16 protein-coding genes are annotated in these 18,017 nt (G+C 68.5%); 12 read left to right on the forward strand and 4 right to left on the reverse strand.

Going from position 1 to position 18,017, the window contains the following annotated elements:
* The first annotated feature begins 20 nt into the window (after positions 1 to 20).
* From QSK35_RS28015 to QSK35_RS28045, 7 genes are all read left to right on the forward strand, one after another.
* Entirely contained in the window at positions 21 to 872 is an 852-nt protein-coding gene (locus QSK35_RS28015; protein WP_285750519.1) for a helix-turn-helix domain-containing protein, read from the forward strand.
* Positions 873 to 881: 9 nt separating this feature from the next.
* Entirely contained in the window at positions 882 to 1,289 is a 408-nt protein-coding gene (locus tag QSK35_RS28020; RefSeq protein ID WP_285750520.1) for a protein-tyrosine phosphatase family protein, read from the forward strand.
* Between the two features lie 86 nt (positions 1,290 to 1,375).
* Positions 1,376 to 2,269, forward strand: coding sequence for an SMP-30/gluconolactonase/LRE family protein (locus QSK35_RS28025; protein ID WP_285750521.1), 894 nt, complete (start codon positions 1,376 to 1,378; stop codon positions 2,267 to 2,269).
* 172 nt (positions 2,270 to 2,441) lie between these two features.
* The gene (locus QSK35_RS28030) at positions 2,442 to 4,748 is read left to right on the forward strand and encodes a sensor histidine kinase (protein WP_285750522.1); all 2,307 of its coding nucleotides are present in this window, start codon (positions 2,442 to 2,444) and stop codon (positions 4,746 to 4,748) included.
* On the forward strand, positions 4,745 to 5,182 hold the full coding sequence (locus QSK35_RS28035; protein ID WP_285750523.1) for a roadblock/LC7 domain-containing protein: 438 nt from the start codon (positions 4,745 to 4,747) through the stop codon (positions 5,180 to 5,182). The genes QSK35_RS28030 and QSK35_RS28035 overlap by 4 nt, the downstream gene beginning before the upstream one ends.
* Positions 5,182 to 5,547: a DUF742 domain-containing protein gene (locus QSK35_RS28040; RefSeq protein ID WP_285750524.1), complete on the forward strand. Its 366-nt coding sequence runs from the start codon at positions 5,182 to 5,184 to the stop codon at positions 5,545 to 5,547. The genes QSK35_RS28035 and QSK35_RS28040 overlap by 1 nt, the downstream gene beginning before the upstream one ends.
* The gene (locus tag QSK35_RS28045; protein WP_285750525.1) at positions 5,528 to 6,103 is read left to right on the forward strand and encodes a GTP-binding protein; all 576 of its coding nucleotides are present in this window, start codon (positions 5,528 to 5,530) and stop codon (positions 6,101 to 6,103) included. The genes QSK35_RS28040 and QSK35_RS28045 overlap by 20 nt, the downstream gene beginning before the upstream one ends.
* Here QSK35_RS28045 and QSK35_RS28050 read toward each other — a convergent pair.
* On the reverse strand, positions 6,060 to 7,373 hold the full coding sequence (locus QSK35_RS28050; RefSeq protein WP_285750526.1) for a flavin-containing monooxygenase: 1,314 nt from the start codon (positions 7,371 to 7,373) through the stop codon (positions 6,060 to 6,062). The genes QSK35_RS28045 and QSK35_RS28050 overlap by 44 nt on opposite strands.
* 361 nt (positions 7,374 to 7,734) lie before the next feature.
* Between QSK35_RS28050 and QSK35_RS28055 the strand changes: the two genes are divergently transcribed.
* The gene (locus QSK35_RS28055) at positions 7,735 to 8,700 is read left to right on the forward strand and encodes a tryptophan dimethylallyltransferase family protein (protein WP_285750631.1); all 966 of its coding nucleotides are present in this window, start codon (positions 7,735 to 7,737) and stop codon (positions 8,698 to 8,700) included.
* 6 nt (positions 8,701 to 8,706) lie between these two features.
* Here QSK35_RS28055 and QSK35_RS28060 read toward each other — a convergent pair whose 3' ends face one another.
* The 3 genes from QSK35_RS28060 to QSK35_RS28070 form a co-directional block, all read right to left on the reverse strand.
* Positions 8,707 to 10,884: an ATP-binding protein gene (locus tag QSK35_RS28060; protein WP_285750527.1), complete on the reverse strand. Its 2,178-nt coding sequence runs from the start codon at positions 10,882 to 10,884 to the stop codon at positions 8,707 to 8,709.
* Positions 10,885 to 11,032: 148 nt separating this feature from the next.
* Positions 11,033 to 11,896: a 3-hydroxybutyryl-CoA dehydrogenase gene (locus QSK35_RS28065; RefSeq protein ID WP_285750528.1), complete on the reverse strand. Its 864-nt coding sequence runs from the start codon at positions 11,894 to 11,896 to the stop codon at positions 11,033 to 11,035.
* A gap of 126 nt (positions 11,897 to 12,022) precedes the next feature.
* Positions 12,023 to 13,753 (reverse strand): ArnT family glycosyltransferase, encoded by a 1,731-nt coding sequence (locus QSK35_RS28070; RefSeq protein ID WP_285750529.1) that lies wholly within the window; start codon positions 13,751 to 13,753, stop codon positions 12,023 to 12,025.
* A gap of 109 nt (positions 13,754 to 13,862) precedes the next feature.
* On the opposite strand from QSK35_RS28070, the gene QSK35_RS28075 reads away from it, so the two are divergent.
* Genes QSK35_RS28075 through QSK35_RS28090 form a run of 4 tightly spaced genes read left to right on the forward strand, consistent with a single transcriptional unit; the run spans position 13,863 to position 18,015 of the window.
* Entirely contained in the window at positions 13,863 to 15,203 is a 1,341-nt protein-coding gene (locus QSK35_RS28075) for a glutamine synthetase family protein (RefSeq protein WP_285750530.1), read from the forward strand.
* Positions 15,184 to 15,879 carry a gamma-glutamyl-gamma-aminobutyrate hydrolase family protein gene (locus QSK35_RS28080; protein ID WP_285750531.1) on the forward strand — a complete coding sequence of 232 codons (696 nt, stop codon included), beginning with the start codon at positions 15,184 to 15,186 and terminating at the stop codon, positions 15,877 to 15,879. Before QSK35_RS28075 ends, QSK35_RS28080 begins: the two co-directional genes overlap by 20 nt.
* Positions 15,876 to 17,228 (forward strand): aldehyde dehydrogenase family protein, encoded by a 1,353-nt coding sequence (locus QSK35_RS28085; RefSeq protein WP_285750532.1) that lies wholly within the window; start codon positions 15,876 to 15,878, stop codon positions 17,226 to 17,228. The genes QSK35_RS28080 and QSK35_RS28085 overlap by 4 nt, the downstream gene beginning before the upstream one ends.
* Before the next feature lie 19 nt (positions 17,229 to 17,247).
* Positions 17,248 to 18,015, forward strand: a complete 768-nt coding sequence (locus tag QSK35_RS28090) for a 3-oxoacyl-ACP reductase (protein WP_285750533.1) — start codon at positions 17,248 to 17,250, stop codon at positions 18,013 to 18,015.
* Positions 18,016 to 18,017: the final 2 nt, after the last annotated feature.

Below are 18,017 nucleotides of genomic sequence, written 5' to 3' on the forward strand. Positions count from 1 at the left end.
GCACCGCTTAAGCTGATCTCATGGCAAAGGAGTTCCGGGCGACCGTTCTCGAGCGGGCCATCGGCAGGGCGCTGGGCGAGTGGCGGCGCGACCGCGAGTTCAGCCTGTCCGAGGCGGGACGGCGGGTCGGCTTCTCGACGGCGAAGCTGTCGATGATGGAGAACGCCCTGCAGCCGTCGACTCCCGTCGACGTGCTCGCACTCGGCTTCGTGTACCAGGTCGCGTCGCCCGAGCGGCAGCAGCTCGTGACGAACTCCGAGCACGCCCGGCAGCTGCGCACGACCGGTGAGGCGAAGGTGCTCTTCGACGCCGTCGGCGAGTACTGCCGGCTCGAGGTCGAGGCGAACGCGTTGCGCGCCTTCAGGATCGACGTCGTGCCGGTGTTCCTGCAGATCCCGGACTACATCACCGCGCTGGCGCTCGCGGACGACCCGGTGCGCGGCAGCGTGATCGCCGAGCAGCAGATCGCGATGCGCGACGGGCGCAGGCAGCGGTTGCGCGGCAAGAACCCGCCGAAGGTCGAGGTCGTGCTGTGCGAGGCGGCGGTGCGGCAGCTGGTCGGCGGCCCGCAGGTGATGCGCGCGCAGCTGTTGCACCTCATGGAGCTCGCCGAGCTGCCGAACGTCACCATCCAGCTCATCCCGTTCGACGCGGGCGCGTACCCGGCGCACGGCTCACCGTTCACCATCCTGTCGTTCCCGCACGAGCAGCACGACGACGTGGTGTACCTGCAGTCGGTGCAGCGCGGTTCGTATGTCGAACGACCCGAGGAGCGCGAGCCTTATACGCTGAGGTTCGCGGCGCTGCAGGCGGTCGCGTTGAGTCCGGGGGAGTCGTTGGAGCTGATCGCCGAGGTGCTCAGTTCCATGTGAGGGGGCGTTGTGCTGGAAGGGGCCGTTCAACTGCCGGACGGGGCATGGGTGCGGGGGCGCGGTCTGCGCAACCCCATGCCGGCGGGCCCGGAGCCCGAGTTCGGGCTGTACCTCGCGAAGGGGCCCGCGCCCGCGTGGCCGCATGAGCGGATCGACTGGCCGGACTTCTGGGTGCCCAGGGACGACGCCGACGCGATAGCCAAGATCCGTGACCTGCACGCGCGAGCCGTTGCGGGACAACGGGTCGAGGTCGCGTGCGCGGGCGGCAAGGGACGCACCGGCACGGTCTTCGCGTGTCTGGCGATCGTGGCAGGCGTGGCGCCCGAGAACGCCGTTGCGTGGGCACGGGAGCACTACGACCGGCACGCCGTCGAGACGCCGTGGCAGAAGCGCTGGGTCCTGCGGAAGTTCCGTTAACTGTTCATCCGCTGTCGATGTGGCGCATGTGCCCGGCCCCTGCGAAAGACTCGGGACCGCAACCCGAATCCACGAGGAGGCGGCACATGCAGGCCAGAATCGGTGTCCTGGTCGCGGCTCTGCTCGGGCTCACGCTCGGCGTCGCGGCACCGGCCACCGCAGGCTCCAGCTTTCCGACCGAGATCGCGTTACCGGCGGGCTGGCAGCCCGAAGGCATCGCGATCAGCGGCACGACGGCCTACTTCGGGTCGCGGGTCGACGGGTCCATCTACGCGGCCGACCTGCGGACCGGCAAGGGCGAGGTGTTCGCCAAGGGCACGGTCGCGAACTCGCTCGGCATGAAGGTCGACGCCCGCAAGCGGCTGTGGGTCGCGGGCGGGCCGTCCGGGCAGGGACGCGTGTACGACACCCGGACGGGGAAGCTGCTCGCCACCTACCAGTTCGCCACCGCCGACACGTTCGTCAACGATGTCATCATCCGCGACGGCGAGGCGTGGTTCACCGACTCACGCCAAGCCGTGCTGTACCACGTGGGCCTGAACCTTCCGAAGGACCACAAGGTCCTGAAGCTCACCGGAGACCTCCAGGTCACGCCGGGCGCCACGAACCTGAACGGCATTGAAACATTCGAAAACAGTTTGCTCAGCGTGCAGAGCAACACGGGGAAGCTGTTCCTGATCGACCCGTGCACCGGCGTCACCAAGAACGTGAGCCTCAACGGAGAAACGCTCACAAATGGTGACGGCCTGCTGCGTCGCGGTCACACGCTGTACGTTGTGCAGAACCGGTTGAACACCGTCGCCAAGTACCGGCTCACCCCAGAGGGTGCAACTTTGGTCTCCAAGACGACGGACCCGCGGTTCGACGTGCCGACGACCGTCGCGGCGTTCGGCAACCGGCTCTACCTGCCGAATGCCCGTTTCAGCACCCCTCCCACGCCTACGACCCCCTACAACGCGGTCGCCATCGGGCGGTTCTGAATCGTGCTGCCAGGGGTCGCTGCTAGCAACGTGACCCCTGGACCGGGTATCGCATCTGTCACACGACTAGGTACCCTGCCAGTCGCGTTACGCGCGTGATCGATGCCGTATGGTGACATTGATCTTGTGGCGTGATCGGGTCCGTAGCCAATCGGGTGATCGTGGGGCGTTTGTGAGTAAGACGAAGGCTCAGGAGACCGACCACCGGACCATTCGATCCAGGCTCACCGGCATCGTGGTCGTTCCGAGTGTCGTCCTGTTGGTCATGTGGCTGACGTTCTCGTCGTACACGGTTTTCGACGGCTTCTATGTGCGAGCCGTCGCCGTTGGCGTAAAGGACGCGAGCATTCCGGCGGTCAACACGTTTGTGGCGATCCAGAAGGAACGCCAGCTCACGATGACCGTGCTCAGCGAGAAGAATCCCAGGCGCGAGGCGCTGCGGGACCAGCAGCGGCAGGTCGACGAGGATGTCAAGACCATGAAGGCCGCGTTCGACAAGCTGGCGTCGAACGCGCCCGCCGAGGTCGTCGACAAGATCACCGCGCTGGACGGGGTGCTGGCCGAACTGCCGCAGCGCCGGGCGCAGGTCGAGGGCGGCAACGTAGCCAGGAACGAGATCTACGCGTACTACAACAGCCTGATCGACGCGGGATCCGCATTGTTCGGCACGCAGGCGCGCATCGTGCCGGACGCCGAGGCGGGCCAGGGCGGTCTCAACGCCACGGACCTGTTCCGCGCGGCGGACTGGATGTCGCGATCGTCTTCGGTGGTCTCCGGCGCGCTGGCCGGGTCGGAGCTGTCGGCGCAGGACCACCTCGAGTACGTCAACCTGGTCGGCGCCTACCACTCGCTGCTCAAGTCGACGACGCCGTTCGCCGACCCGAAGGTGCAGGCGTCGTACCAACAGCTGACGTCGTCGGACAACTGGCGCAAGCTCACGACGTACGAGAGCGCGTTCATCGGGTCGCGCACCTACCGCATCTCGCCCGCCGAGTGGTCGGCCGTGGTCGGGCCGGTGTCCGAGCAGCTCGTCAAGCTGGGGGTCGACCAGGCCGTCGCCGCGTCGGACACCGGGCTAGCCAACGGCAACCGCAAGTTCCTCACCGTGCTCATCGGCAGCATCATCGCGCTGCTGGTCGTGCTCGGCGGCATCATCACCGCGGTCCGGGTCTCCAGCCGGTTGGTCAACCGGGCGCTGATCACCCGGCTGAGCAACCTGCGCCAGGACGCGCTGACGCTCGCGCACGAACGGCTGCCGCACATCGTCGGTCGCCTGCGCAAGGGCGAGCAGGTCGACGTGCGCTCCGAGGTGCCGCCGCTCGACTACGGCAACGACGAGATCGGCCAGGTGGCCGACGCGTTCAACGCGGCGCAGTACACCGCGGTGGCCGCGGCCGTGAAGGAGAGTCAGGCGCGCGAGGGCGTCAACCGGGTCTTCCTCGACATCGCGCACCGCAACCAGGGGCTGGTGCACCGCCAGCTGAAGCTGCTGGACCACCTGGAGCGCGAGGAGGAGAACCCCGAGCAGCTCGACTCGCTGTTCCAGCTCGACCACCTCGCGACTCGCGCGCGCCGCAATGCCGAGAACCTGATCATCCTCGCGGGCGAGCAGCCTGGCAGGCAGTGGCGCAAACCCGTGCGGTTGAGCGATGTTCTGCGCTCAGCGGTCGCTGAGACCGAGCAATACGCACGCGTTCGCGTGCACCCGGTGCCGGACCGCGCACTCGCCGGCGTGGCTGTCGCCGACACCATCCACCTCATCGCCGAGCTCGTCGACAACGCCACCGCGTTCTCGTCACCGCGCTCCGAGGTGCAGGTGCACAGCAGCGTCGTGCCGCACGGCATCGTCGTCGAGATCGAGGACCATGGTCTCGGGATGACGCTGGACGAGCGCAACCGCGCCAACGCGACACTCGCGTTCCCGCCGGACTTCGAGGCCATGGCGTTCAAGGGCGAGTCACGGCTCGGCCTGTTCGTGGTCGCCCGGCTCGCCGCCAAGCGCGGAATCAAGGTGGAGCTGCGTGAGTCGCCGTACGGCGGCACTGTCGCACTGATCGTGCTGCCGCAGGCGATCATCGCGGAGAGCGTGGCGTCCGCGGGCGATGTCAGCGAGACGACCCAGATGCCGACGCGCTCAGTGAAGGAGCAGCAGCACGGGCAGTCGGCCCCAGCCGACACCGGTGGCTTCCCGGTGCCCGCGACGGAGGAGGCGGCGTTGCGCTTCGACCCGCGCCCCGCGGAACACGACGTGAACGCGAACACCCCCGCCCCGCCGCGGGCGAACGAGAAGCCAGCGCTGCCCCGCAGGCGCAAGCAGCAGAACCTGGCACCGCAGCTCGCGAACGAGGATCAGCCGCAGCAGGCGGATCCGGTGCCGGACCTCATCACCGATCAGTCCGCCGAACGCACCCGACGTGGCCTGACCGCCTTCCAACAGGGCACCCGCGATGCTCGAGCAGAAGGAGCACCCTCCGCATGACCGAGAACACCAACCAGCACCGCGAGCTCAACTGGTTGCTCGACGATCTCGTCCACCGCGTCGTGGGCGCGCGCCACGCGGTGGTGCTCTCCGCGGACGGGCTCCTGCTCGGCCGCTCCGCGCAGCTGTCCAAAGAGGACTCAGAGCACCTGTCCGCGATGGCGTCGGCGTTCCAGAGCCTCGCGCGCGGCACCGGACGGCACTTCGGCGGCGGTGCGGTGCGGCAGACCATCGTGGAGATGGAACACGCTTACCTGTTCGTCACGGCCGCCGGTCACGGCGCGTGCCTCGCGGCGTTGAGCGAAGAAGACGCCGACATGGGCCAGATCGCCTACGAGATGAACATGCTCGTGAAGCGGGTCGGCACCTACCTGTCCTCGGCGCCGCGCATGGAGGCGATGACGGCGCTGCCCGTGGCGCGGGAGTCGTCCTGATGTCGTCGAGGGAGAACTGGTGGTACGACGAGGCAGCCGGACCGCTCGTCCGGCCGTATGCGATGGTGCGCGGTCGTACGCGGCCCGCTGGCGAGCTGCACCTGATCACCCAGGTGCTCGCCATGCCAACGGTGTCAGACCCGAGTTCGCTGTCGGTTGATCACCGTGAGATTCTCGACCGTTGTGCCCGGCCGACGTCGGTCGCCGAGCTCGCCGCACACCTGAACGTGCCGCTCGTCGTGGTGAAGGTGCTCCTGAGCGACCTGCTGCAGCGCGGTGACATCGTCGTGCACAACCGTCCGCACGCGGACGTCCCCGATCGGAACCTACTCCAGGCGGTACTCGATGGCGTTCGAGGACTCTGACGTCCCCACTGCGGTCAAGATCGTCGTCGCCGGCGGCTTCGGCACCGGCAAGACGACGCTCGTCGGTGCGGTGAGCGAGATTCCTCCGCTGCGGACAGAGGAACTGCTGACCGAGGCGGGTACGTACGTCGACGACCTCGCCGGCATCGAAGGCAAGGAGACCACCACGGTCGCCCTGGACTTCGGTCGCATCACGATCAACCAGCGGATCGTGCTCTACCTGTTCGGCACACCCGGCCAGAACCGGTTCTGGTTCATGTGGGACGAGCTCGCCACTGGTGCGATCGGCGCGGTCGTCCTGGTCGACACCCGCAGGCTCGACAGCAGCTTCCCGTCGATCGACTTCTTCGAACGGCGCAACATCCCGTTCCTGGTGGCGGTCAACATGTTCGACGACTCGTACGACTACTCGATCGACGAGCTGCGCAGCGCCCTGGACCTGGACTCGCGCATCCCGGTGGTCAAGTGCGACGCGCGAGTCCGGCAGTCGGGCAAGGAAGTCCTGGTCGGCCTCATCCAGCACGCGATGAGCCGGCTCGAGCCCGCCGCTCGGTGAGGAGGGTCTCCAGGTACGGAGCGAAGTCGACCTGTACCGAGTCCGTCTCGCTCGGACCGTACCGGCGCAGAGCGCCTTCGAGGTGACGGTCGATCTCTTCGGTCATCTCGGCGGCGTCCGGCAGGATCACGGACCCCTCGACGAGGTCGGCGATCCACTCCGCCTGCCCTTCCAGCAGGCGGGTGATGGATCCGACGGGCCGGATGAACCCGGCGAAGTACAGACCGGGGAGATGTGGCGGGACCACGCGGTGGTACAGGGTGATCTGGCCCGCAGGGTTGCGGTACCACTCGTCGGGCAGGAACGGGACGACGATGCGGTAGCCGGTGCAGTAGACGACGGTGTCGGCTTCGACATGTGAACCATCCGCGAAGACGACCTCTGAGCCGTCGAACCGCTCGATGACCGGCCGCACGGTGATGTCGCCGTGGCTGATTCGGCTGAGCAGTTCGTCGGAAATCGTCACCGGGCTGGAGAAGATCCGGTGGTCCGGTTCCGGAATCCCGTAGTCGGTCAGCCGGCCGCGAACGACCCGTAGCACCAGCTCGACGAAACGGCGCTGCTGCTCGAATCCCATACGGGCCCACCAGCCTGCCGACGCGATTTCATCGATCGGAATGCCGAACATGGTTTTCGGGGTGACATGCAGGCTGCGTCGGATCGAAAGGTACGTCTCTTTCGCCAAACGAGACAGGTCGACCGAGATGTCGGCTGCTGAATTGCCGAACCCTGCGACGACCACGCGTTTACCGACATGGTCGGCGGCCGAGTGGTAGTCGAAGCTGTGCAATTGTTCGCCAGGGAAGTCCTCGGCGCCGGGAATCGCGGGTTCAGGCCATTTGGGGTGCCAGTGGTGCCCGGTTGCCACGACGACGTGCCGGAACGTGCGCACCCGCTCCTGCCCGGACGTGCGTTCACGTGTACGAACATTCCAGGTGGAATCCGCATTGCGTGCGACGTCAACGACTTCCGTCTCGAATTCGACGTGCTCGTTCAGGCCGAACTCGGCACTGAACGAACCAAGGTAGTCGGCTACCAGATCGTGCCGCGGATAGCGCGGGTACGACTCCGGCATTGGGAAGTACGAAAAGGCGCTGACCTTGGCAGACGTGTTCAGGTGGAGGGCGGCGTAGCCGGGCGAGGGGACGCGCTCGGCGGCGCTGCGCCACAGCCCACCGACGCCGCTGGTCTGCTCCAGGACAGTGAAGGTGGAATTGCGTTCGCGAAGAGTTTTCGCCACGGCGAGGCCTGCGAGGCCTGCGCCGATCACACACGTGTGGCCCCGCCTGCTCTGATCGGCGTATTGACTCCGATCATCGCTGATGCGAGGGGGCGCCACCCTCTCGGAGTACAGGGGTGACTGAGCGTGCCGAATTTCCTGTTGTGTCATATAGCCCAGTCCCAGTTCGTCCCATTGCTTTTTCGCAGCTCGCAGAGTACTTCTTTGGGCCGGAGGTGTGGAAGTGTCCAGTTGTGCGACTGTGGCGAGCATCGCCAGACGAGAGGCGCTTTTCTCGACTCCTGACACCACCTACATCGACTTCGTTCTTGACAAATGGGCGAAGGTCTGTGCCGGACTTGGAATTGCGGAGTCCGGAGCTCTTGACGTGATCGGTGATGTGACTTCTGTCATGTCCGCGTGGGGGCATCGTGCTATTGGCGAGCAATGCGATTGTCCATCGTATGTTTCCCGGGACGGTTTTCCGCTCGAGTTCTCCGTAAGTTGGCGAAACAGGGTGCCTGAGATCCGCATCCTGTTCGAGTCGCTCGGCGCCGAGCCGACCCCGGCGGCGTGCCAGCAGGCCGGTCGGAACCTGACGCGCGAGCTCGTGACCAGGCACGGAGCGTCCGCCGCCCGCTACGACCTGGTCGAGGACCTCTTCGTCACGGACAACCCCCGCCGGTACCGGCCGACGGTGTGGCACTCCCTCGCGTGGCTGCCCGGCCGGCGGCCCCACTACAAGGTCTACTTCAACCCGCAGGTGCGCGGGCTCGCCGCGATCGGTGACGTGGTCACCGAGGCCATGGCGCGGCTCGGTCTGTCCGAGGCGTGGGAACCGGTTCGCGAGGAGTACGAGATGCTCGCCACCCGCGGGCACGTGATCGACTTCTTCGCGCTCGACCTGCGCGACGACGCCTCGGCGCGCGTCAAGGTGTACTTCCGCCACCCCGACATCGACCTCGACGAACTGGATCGGATCGCCTCGCTGGCGCGGCGCCACGACTCCGTCCGCGCGAGGCGGACCTATCGCGCGATCTACGGCGACGCCGCGACCACGGCGAACGAACCGATGACGTGCCTGGCCTTCCGGCCGGGGATTTCGGGGCCCGAGCACGCCAACGTCTACCTGCGGCTATCGGGCAACGTCGACTCCGACGCGGAGGCGGCGCGACGGGTCGCGGACGTGATGCGGTCCGAGGGTCTGGATCCCGAGCCCTACCTGGAGACGGTGTCGGCGCTCGCGCCGCACCCCATCGAGTCGACGGCGGGCATGCACGAGCTGCTCAGCTTCCGCACGCGCGGTTCCGGACCTGCGGATCTCGGGGTGTACTTCCGGTTCAGTGTGTACGAGCGGGCGCTCGCCGGCCACGTCTGAGCGAGTTCACGCGTGGGACGTGCTCTGGTGACGCGCGACCCACGCGGCGACCTCCGCGCGGTTGGTCATCCCGAGCGTGCGCAGGATGTCGCGCACGTGGTTCTCGACGGTCGACAGCGACAGGTGCAGTTCGTCCGCGATCTGCTTGTTCTGCCTGCCGCGCGCGATGAGCACGGCGACCTGCCTGCGCCGGTCCGACAGGCCGTCCAGCGGCACGTCGCCGTGCGGGCGCAGGGCGAGCGCGTGAATCTCGTCGGCGGACATCGCCGCGCCGCGCGCGTAGGCCTCGCGGTACGCGGTCGCGCCGATCTGCCGCACGACGATCTCCGTCGCCCGTTCGCGTTCCCGCACGAACGGGACCAGGCCCGCGATCGCCACGCCTGTCGTCTCCTGCAGCTTGCTCGCGCCACCGAGCAGCTCGGCAGCCGTCGTCGGAGCACCGCCCAGGTCGGCCATGGCCCACGGCAGCGCCTCGACGCACCAGGCCGTGCCCCACTTGTCGCCGAGCGCGGTCTGCCTGCACAGCGCCTCCTGGAAGAGGGTGACGCCCAACTGCGGCTCGCCGGAGCGCACGGTGGCGAGCCCCTTCGCCCACACCGCCCAGGTGATCGCCCACTCGGCGCCGCGCGCCGACGCGTCGGCGAAGCAGTCCTCGCTCGTCGCGGCCGCCGTCTCCGGAGGGCCGGTGAAGCACGCGGCGATCGCACCGACCAGCTTCGCCATCTGCTGGTCGCCCGCGAACGCGGTGCCGAAGAGCTCGGCGGCACGCAGGAAGAAGCCGATGGCCTGCGGGTCCACGAGCACGTCGAGGTGGTACGCGCCTTCGAGGAAGGCGACCGGCGGTGCCTCCTGGCCCCGTGTGAGCTCACGGCAGTGTTCGAGCTGCGCGATACCGGCCTGCTGCGAGCCCTGGCAGAACCTGATCCAGCCGAGCATCGCCGCGCCGCCGATCCGTTCCGGCGTGGGGTCCGGCGGTGCGGCCGCCAGCAGGCGTTCGAACCACTCGCAGAACTCGCCGAGCAACGCGTAGAAGAAGACCATCCGCAGCCGGGCGAGGTTGGTCGCGATCTCCAGGCCGGTCTCCGGGGCGGTGTGCACGCAGTGCTGCAGTGCGGCCCGGAAGTTCGGCATCTCGAGGTGGGCTCGGGCCATCCAGCCGACCTCGTCCGGGCCGAACCACCCGTCTGCGGCGTCCGCGGCGAGCTTGCGGAACCACGCGACGTGGGCGTCCTGGATCGCGCACGCCGAGTCGAGTTTGGTCTGGCCGAACTCGCGCAGCGGCTGCAGCTGGTGGTACCGGCCGTCGGGGCCCGCCGTCACGACGGACTGGTGGACGAGCCCTTCGAGCAGGTCGACGACCTCCCGTTCGGTGATGCCGTCGCCCGAGCACACCGCCTCGACGGCGCTGAGATCGAAACCGCCGGCGAACACGCTGATCCGCGCCCACAACAGGCGTTCACCGGGCGAGCACAGGTCGTAGGACCAGTTCAGGACCTGCTGCAACGTGCGGTGGTGCGGCTGCACGCGGCGGGTGCCCCGCGTGGTCAGCAGCGAGCCGCCCGCGAGCCGGTCGAGGATCGCCTGCGGCGACATCCCGCCGCCGAGCCGCACGGCGATCAGCTCCAGCACGAGGGGCAGTCCGCCGGACCACTCGGCGAGCCGGACCGCGGCGTCGTGGTCGGTGATCGTCCGGCCCGCGGCCGACGCGCGGTCGAGCAGCAGCGCCATCGCGTCGTCCGGCACGGCCAGCGGCGGCACCTGGACGATGTGCTCGCCGTCGAGCTCCAGGTGGCGGCGGCTGGTCGCCAGCACGCGGAGCGTCGGCACCTCGTCGAGCAACGTGGCGAGCAGGTCGCCCACCGGATCGAGCAGGTGCTCGCAGTTGTCCAGCACCAGCAGCGTCCGCGTGCCCCGCAGGTGTTCGACGAGCACGTCGACCGGGTCGTTCGACGACTGGTCGACGATGCCCAGCGCCTCGACGACCGCCCGGTCCACGGAGCCCGTGACGTCCGCGAGGTGCACCACCGTCACGTCCGGGCGTTCGCGCACCACCTCGGAGGCGAGGCGCGTCTTGCCCACGCCGCCGGGGCCGACCAGCGTCACTAGCCGGGCGCGGCCGAGCACCGCGGCCGTGTGTTCGAGCAGGGACGCCCGGCCGACGAACGTGGTCAAGCGCGTGTGCATGAGGTCCTGACTGGGTGGTGGATTGGGTGCTCCGGGCGGGCGGGTTGGGTGGTTGCCCCGATGTGCCCGTGATCGACATCGGCGAGGCTCCTCGCCATGTCATGGATCGGAGCCGCGAGCCGGGGGAGGACCTCCCCCGGCTCGGCGCTCAGCCCGCGTAGTTGTGGAACCCGCGGCCGGACTTCTTGCCCAGCAGGCCCGCGTCCACCATGCGCAGCAGCAGCGGCGGCGGGGAGTACAGGGGCTCCTTGAACTCGTCGTACATCGACTCGGCGATCGCCTTCGTGGTGTCCAGGCCGATCAGGTCGGTCAGGTGCAGCGGGCCCATCGGGTGGGCGCAGCCGAGCACCATGCCTCGGTCGATGTCCTCGGCGGAGGCGAACCCGGACTCGAGCATCCGGATCGCCGACAGCAGGTACGGGATCAGCAGGGCGTTGACCACGAAACCGGCCCGGTCCTGCGAGCGGATCACCTGCTTGGCCAGCCGCGAGGTCACGAACGCCTCGGCGGCCTCCTGCGTGGCGGCGCTGGTCAGCAGCGACGGCACCAGCTCGACGAGCTTCATCACCGGCACCGGGTTGAAGAAGTGCACACCGATGACCTGCTCGGGGCGGGACGTCGCCATGCCCAGCTTCATGATCGGGATGGAGGACGTGTTGGACGCGAAGATCGCGGCCCGGTCCTCGACGACCTTGTCCAGCGCGGTGAACACGTCGGTCTTGATCTGCTCGTTCTCCGCGACCGCCTCGACGAGGAACTGCCGGTCCGCGAAGTCGCCGAGATCGGTCGTGAACCGGATCCGGCCCAGCGCCTCGTCGCGCTCCTCCTCGGTCAGCTTCCCGCTCTTCACACCTCGGCCGAGCGACGCGGCGATCCGCCCGCGCGCGGCCTCGGTCGCGTCCGGGCTGACCTCGGCGACGATGACGTCGAGACCGGCACGGGCGCTCACCTCGGCGATGCCCGAGCCCATGAGCCCGGAACCCACCACACCAACACGTTGAATGTCACTCACGTCCCCGATCCTCTCACCAAATGAGTCGGATCGATTCTGGTGATCGCCCGGTTCGGGGTCCGGCAGAGTCGAACCCATGCGAGACACGATGGCACCGCCCAAGGAACCGCCCCTCGCCCCGGAGGCCTAGCCGGGCATGGGTGCGCCGGCCACGATGTTGCCGACGCACACGCCCTTGGGGATCTGAGTGCTCCAGAGGGTGATCTTGTCGAACGGGTTCTCGACGACCACGTGCAGGTTGTGCACGCCCGACTCCCAGCGGATCGGGATCTGCTGGTCGCCGACACGAAGCACGCCCGTGCCGGTCGCTCCGGTGAAGTAGCCGATCCGGAGCACCTGGCGCGGTGAGCCGACCGGTTTGGACAGCGGGATCTCGACCGGGTTGGGCCCGATCAGATACCCGCACTCCGGTGTCGGTCCCTGCGGGCCCTCCGCGAGCGGGAAGACGTTGAGCGGGCGCAGCCTGCCCTGGTCGTCGACGATGCGCATGTCGTCGGACGGCTCGTCGAACCGCACGCCCTGGCCGTGCATCGTCCGGACCAGTTCGGACACGTTGGCGTTGCGGCCGAACCAGATGCTCATCAGCTCCAGCGGCACCGGCCGGTCGTAGACCACCACGCCGGTGTTGTCACGCAACGACTGCGCCAGCGTCTGCGCATACGCGCGAGCTGTCTGCTGGTCGGTGCGCTGAGTCGCGGTCACCGTGGTCGCCACCGACCCGGCCAGCAGCAGCGCGACGCCCGCCGCCAGCGCGACGTGCTTCTTGGTGAGAACCTCGGCGGATGGTTGATCAAGAGGCAGGAACGCGAAGCACGCGCAGAGGATCGCGACCGGCACGGCGTCCGCGACGTACCGGGGGTCGCCGCCGATCACCTCGCCGATGAACGACAGCCGCGCGACCCCGACCGCGGCGACGGCGAGCGCGAGGTACCCGGCGAGCGTCAGCCACGCGAGCCCGGCGCGGTCCCGGCCGAACCGCAGCCCGACGCCGATGATCACCGCGGCGAGCACCCAGGTGATGATCCGGACCGGCAGCGGCGGCACGGACCACGCGGTCGCACCGTCGATCCCGACGGACCACGGTCCACCCAGGACACCGGGAAGGAACGTGTCCGCGATCATGCGCGCGGTCAGGCGCACCCACTCGTGCGCGGCGGACCGCTCGGCCGCGACGTTGCCGGCGGACAGCAGGGCGTAGCCGATCCCGAGTGCGAGCATCAACGCGATGTGCGCGGTCAGCGACCGCCAGTGCGTCCGGAACGCCCATCTCAGCCGGCCGGGTTCGGGGGAGAGCAGGGCGGTGACGGCGACGAGCACCGGCACGATGACGAGTGCCTTCTGCCAGAACAGCACGCCCGCGAACACCCACAGCAGGCCGGCCCACAGGCCCTTGCCGGTCCGGACGTACCGCACCTGGGCGTCGATCGCGCCGATCATCGCGACGAGCAGCGGGATGAGCTGCAGCGCGAACGCCCACCAGCGCGTGGACACCAGGATCAAGGGGGAGAACGTGAAGGCGGCGAACGGGGCGAGCAGCTCCCAGCGGGCGCCGAAGAGGCGGACGAGCAGCCGCCAGAACATCCACATCGCCAGGCCGTACAACGCCAGCACGGGCAGCGCCGCGACGGTGAAGTTGAGCGGGGCGATGGCCGTGACCAGCCAGACCAGCAGGAACTGGCCGGGCATCAGGTGGCCGTTGTAGTCGTCGAACAGCGTCGACAGCGGCGCTTCGACGGCTCTGGCGACGTAACGGAAGTCGTCCTGCCAGAAGAACCCCTCGCGCAGCATGACAACGCTTTGCCAGATCAGCGGAACGAGTGCGATTCCGAACGCGGCCCACAGCAAAGGTCTTCGCATCGGCTCCCCCAAGAGTCAGGTCAAGGATCCTAGGGGGCTCGTGCTCTATCTCGCCGCACCTTCAATGGGCTAATGTTGGACCATTAGCGGCGACCTTGGGAGGAGCCTCATGCTGACGGTCGAGGAGTTGCGCGAGCTCGTTGACACCGGCGAGATCGACACGGTGCTGGTCGCGATCGTCGACATGCAGGGCCGCCTGCAGGGCAAGCGGTGCGCCGCCCGGTACTTCCTCGACGAGGTCGTCGCGCACGCCGCCGAGGGCTGCAACTACCTGCTCGCCGTGGACGTCGAGATGAACCCGGTCAGCGGCTTCGAGATGTCGTCCTGGGAGCGCGGCTACGGCGACTTCGTGATGAAGCCGGACATGTCCACGTTGCGCCGCGTCCCGTGGCACGAGGGCACGGCGATGGTCATGTGCGACATCCAGTGGGAGAACGGCGAGCCGGTCACCGCGTCGCCCCGCCAGATCCTGCGGCGCCAGCTCGACCGGCTGCACGAGCGCGGGCTGGAGGCGTTCGTCGGCACCGAGCTGGAGTTCATCGTCTTCGACGACACCTACGAGCAGGCGTTCAACGCCGGCTACCGCAACCTCACGCCGTCCAACCAGTACAACGTGGACTACTCGCTGCTCGGCACCGCGCGCATCGAGCCGCTGCTGCGCGCCATCCGCAACGGCATGGCGGGCGCCGGCCTGGTCGTCGAGTCCGCCAAGGGCGAGTGCAACCCCGGTCAGCACGAGATCGCGTTCCGCTACACCGACGCGCTGCGCACGTGCGACAACCACAGCGTCTACAAGACCGGCGCCAAGGAGATCGCCGCGCAGCAGGGCAAGTCGCTGACCTTCATGGCGAAGTACAACGAGCGCGAGGGCAACTCGTGCCACATCCACCTCAGCGTGCGGTCCCGCGACGGCGAACCCGTGTTCGCCGACGGACACGGCATGTCCAAGATGATGGAGCACTTCCTCGCCGGGCAGCTCAGGGCGTTGCGCGAGTTCACCTACTTCCTGGCGCCGAACGTCAACTCCTACAAGCGGTTCGTCAAGGGCAGCTTCGCGCCGACCGCCGTCGCGTGGGGCCGCGACAACCGGACGTGCGCGCTGCGCGTCGTCGGGCACGGGCAGTCGCTGCGGTTCGAGAACCGGGTGCCCGGCGGCGACGTCAACCCGTACCTCGCGGTGGCCGCGCTGATCGCGGCCGGCCTGCACGGCGTGGACAACGAGCTGCCGCTGGAGGACGAGTTCGTCGGCAACGCCTACGCCTCGGACCGGGCGACCGTGCCGCACACCCTGCGCGACGCGGCGGACCTGCTGGCGGGCTCCGAGCTCGCTCGCGAGGCGTTCGGCAAGGACGTAGTCGATCATTACCTCAACGCGGCCCGCGTCGAGCTCGACGCGTACGAGGCGGCCGTGACGGACTGGGAAAGGGTTCGTGGCTTTGAGCGTCTTTAAGCCACTCATCGGCATCAGCACCTACCTCGAACGCACGAGGTTCGGGTTCTGGGACGTCGAGGCCGCGGTGCTGTACCGCGGCTACCTCGACTGCGTCGTGCGCGCGGGCGGCAACCCCGTGATGCTGCCGCCGGTCGGCGACTGGAACGCCGACAGCATCGGGTTCCTCGACGGGCTCGTGCTCGCCGGTGGCGCCGACGTGGACCCCGCGACCTATGGTGCCGAGGCCGCCCCGGAGACCGGTGCGCCGAGGCCCGACCGTGACGCCGCCGAGCTCGCACTGGTGCACGCGGCGCTGAAGAACGACCTGCCGCTGCTCGGCGTGTGCCGTGGCATGCAGGTGCTCAACGTCGCCCTCGGCGGGACGCTGCACCAGCACGTCGAAGGGCACAACCCGGCGCCGTCGGTGTTCGAGCACACGGAGATCACCGTGTCGGACGGCGTGCTGGCCGAGATCCTCGGTGCGGGCACCACCGTCCGGTGTCATCACCACCAGGCGCTGGACCGCCTGGGCGACGGCCTGCGGGTGGTCGCCACCGCGCCGGACGGGGTCGTCGAGGCCGTCGAGCTGGACGGCGCCCGGTTCGTCGTGGGCGTGCAGTCGCACCCCGAGCAGGACGTCGAAGACCTCAGGTTGTTCGAAGCACTGATCGCAGCCGCAAGGAGAAACGCGTGACCTTCGACGTGATCAACCCCGCCACCGAGGAGCTGGTGCGGTCCGTGCCGCACACCTCGCTGGAGGAGACGGACGCCGCGATCGCCCGTGCGGCAGCGGCTTTCCCGGCGTGGCGCGATGTCGCGCCCGGTGACCGCGCGCGGCTGCTGCGCCGGTTCGCCGAGCTGGTCGACGGCCACGTCGAGGAACTGGCTCAGCTGGAGGTGACCAACTCCGGGCACACCATCGGCAACGCCCGCTGGGAGGCCGGCAACGTCCGGGACGTGCTGCACTACTACGCGGCCGCGCCGGAACGATTGTTCGGCAAGCAGATCCCGGTCGCGGGCGGCCTGGACGTGACGTTCCACGAGCCGCTCGGTGTGATCGGTGTGATCGTGCCGTGGAACTTCCCGATGCCGATCGCCGGCTGGGGCTTCGCGCCCGCGCTGGCGGCGGGCAACACCGTGGTGCTGAAGCCCGCGGAGCTGACGCCGCTGACCGCGATCCGGCTGGGTGAGCTGGCGCGCGAGGCGGGCATCCCGGCGGATGTGTTCCAGGTGCTGCCGGGCAAGGGATCCGTTGTCGGGCAACGGTTCGTGACGCATCCCGCGGTGCGCAAGGTGGTGTTCACCGGGTCGACCGAGGTCGGCAAGCAGATCATGGCCGGGTGCGCCGAGCAGGTGAAGCGGGTGACGCTGGAGCTGGGCGGCAAGTCGGCGAACATCGTCTTCGCGGACTCGGACCTGGAGCAGGCGGCCGCCACCGCGCCCTACGGCGTGTTCGACAACGCCGGGCAGGACTGCTGCGCGCGGTCGCGGATCCTGGTGGAACGGTCCGTCTACGACAAGTTCATGGAACTGCTGGAGCCCGCGGTCAAGGGCGTCGTCGTCGGTTCGCCCGGCGACGAGAAGACCGAGATGGGGCCGCTGATCTCGGCGGCGCACCACGCGACCGTGTCGTCCTATGTGCCCTCCGATGCTCCGGTCGCCTTCCGTGGCACTGCTCCATCCGGACCTGGATTCTGGTTCCCGCCAACGGTTCTGACTCCGCCTTATGAGGACCGGACCGTGCGCGAGGAGATCTTCGGGCCGGTGGTCGTCGTGCTGCCCTTCGAGGATGAGGCCGATGCCGTGCGGATCGCCAACGACAGCGAGTACGGGCTCTCGGGTTCGATTTGGACGCGAGACGTCGGCCGTGCGATTCGCGTTTCGCGGGCCGTCGAGGCCGGGAACCTCTCGGTGAACTCGCACTCGTCGGTCCGCTACTGGACGCCGTTCGGCGGCGTCAAGCAGTCCGGTCTGGGCCGGGAGCTGGGGCCGGACGCCCTGGACGCCTTCACCGATGTCAAGAACGTCTTCATCGCCGGCTGATTAGCGATTAGGGAGAATCATGGTGCAGCGACTCGAGGGCCGCGTGGCCGTCGTGACGGGTGGCGGTAGCGGCATCGGACTCGCGACCGTGCGGAGGTTCGCGAGCGAGGGCGCGAAGGTCGTCGTCGCCGACGTGGACCCGAACGCGGGCAAGGCCGCCGCGGACGAGGTCGGCGGCCTGTTCGTCCAGGTGGACGTCACGGACGAGGAGCAGGTCAAGGCCCTGTTCCAGACCACTGTGGACACTTACGGCAAGCTGGACATCGCGTTCAACAACGCCGGAATCTCCCCGCCCGACGACGACTCGATCCTCACCACGGGCATCGAGGCGTGGGACCGCGTGCAGAAGGTGAACCTCACGTCGGTCTACCTGTGCTGCAAGTACGCCATCCCGCACATGCAGGCGAACGGCAAGGGTTCGATCATCAACACCGCGTCGTTCGTCGCGACGATGGGCGCGGCCACGTCGCAGATCTCCTACACCGCTTCCAAGGGCGGCGTGCTGGCGATGAGCCGCGAGCTCGGGGTCCAGTTCGCCCGCGAGGGCATCCGGGTGAATGCGCTTTCCCCCGGACCGGTCAACACCCCGCTGTTGCGCGAACTGTTCGCCAAGGACCCGGAGCGCGCCGCGCGCCGGCTGGTGCACGTGCCGCTCGGCAGGTTCGCCGAACCTGAGGAAATCGCCGCCGCTGTCGCGTTTCTCGCGTCGGACGACTCGTCGTTCATGACGGCGTCGAACTTCCTCGTGGACGGTGGCATCGCCGGTGCGTACGTGACACCGCTGTAGAC

Source organism: Lentzea sp. NBRC 105346 (assembly GCF_030269605.1).
GTDB lineage: Bacteria > Actinomycetota > Actinomycetes > Mycobacteriales > Pseudonocardiaceae > Lentzea.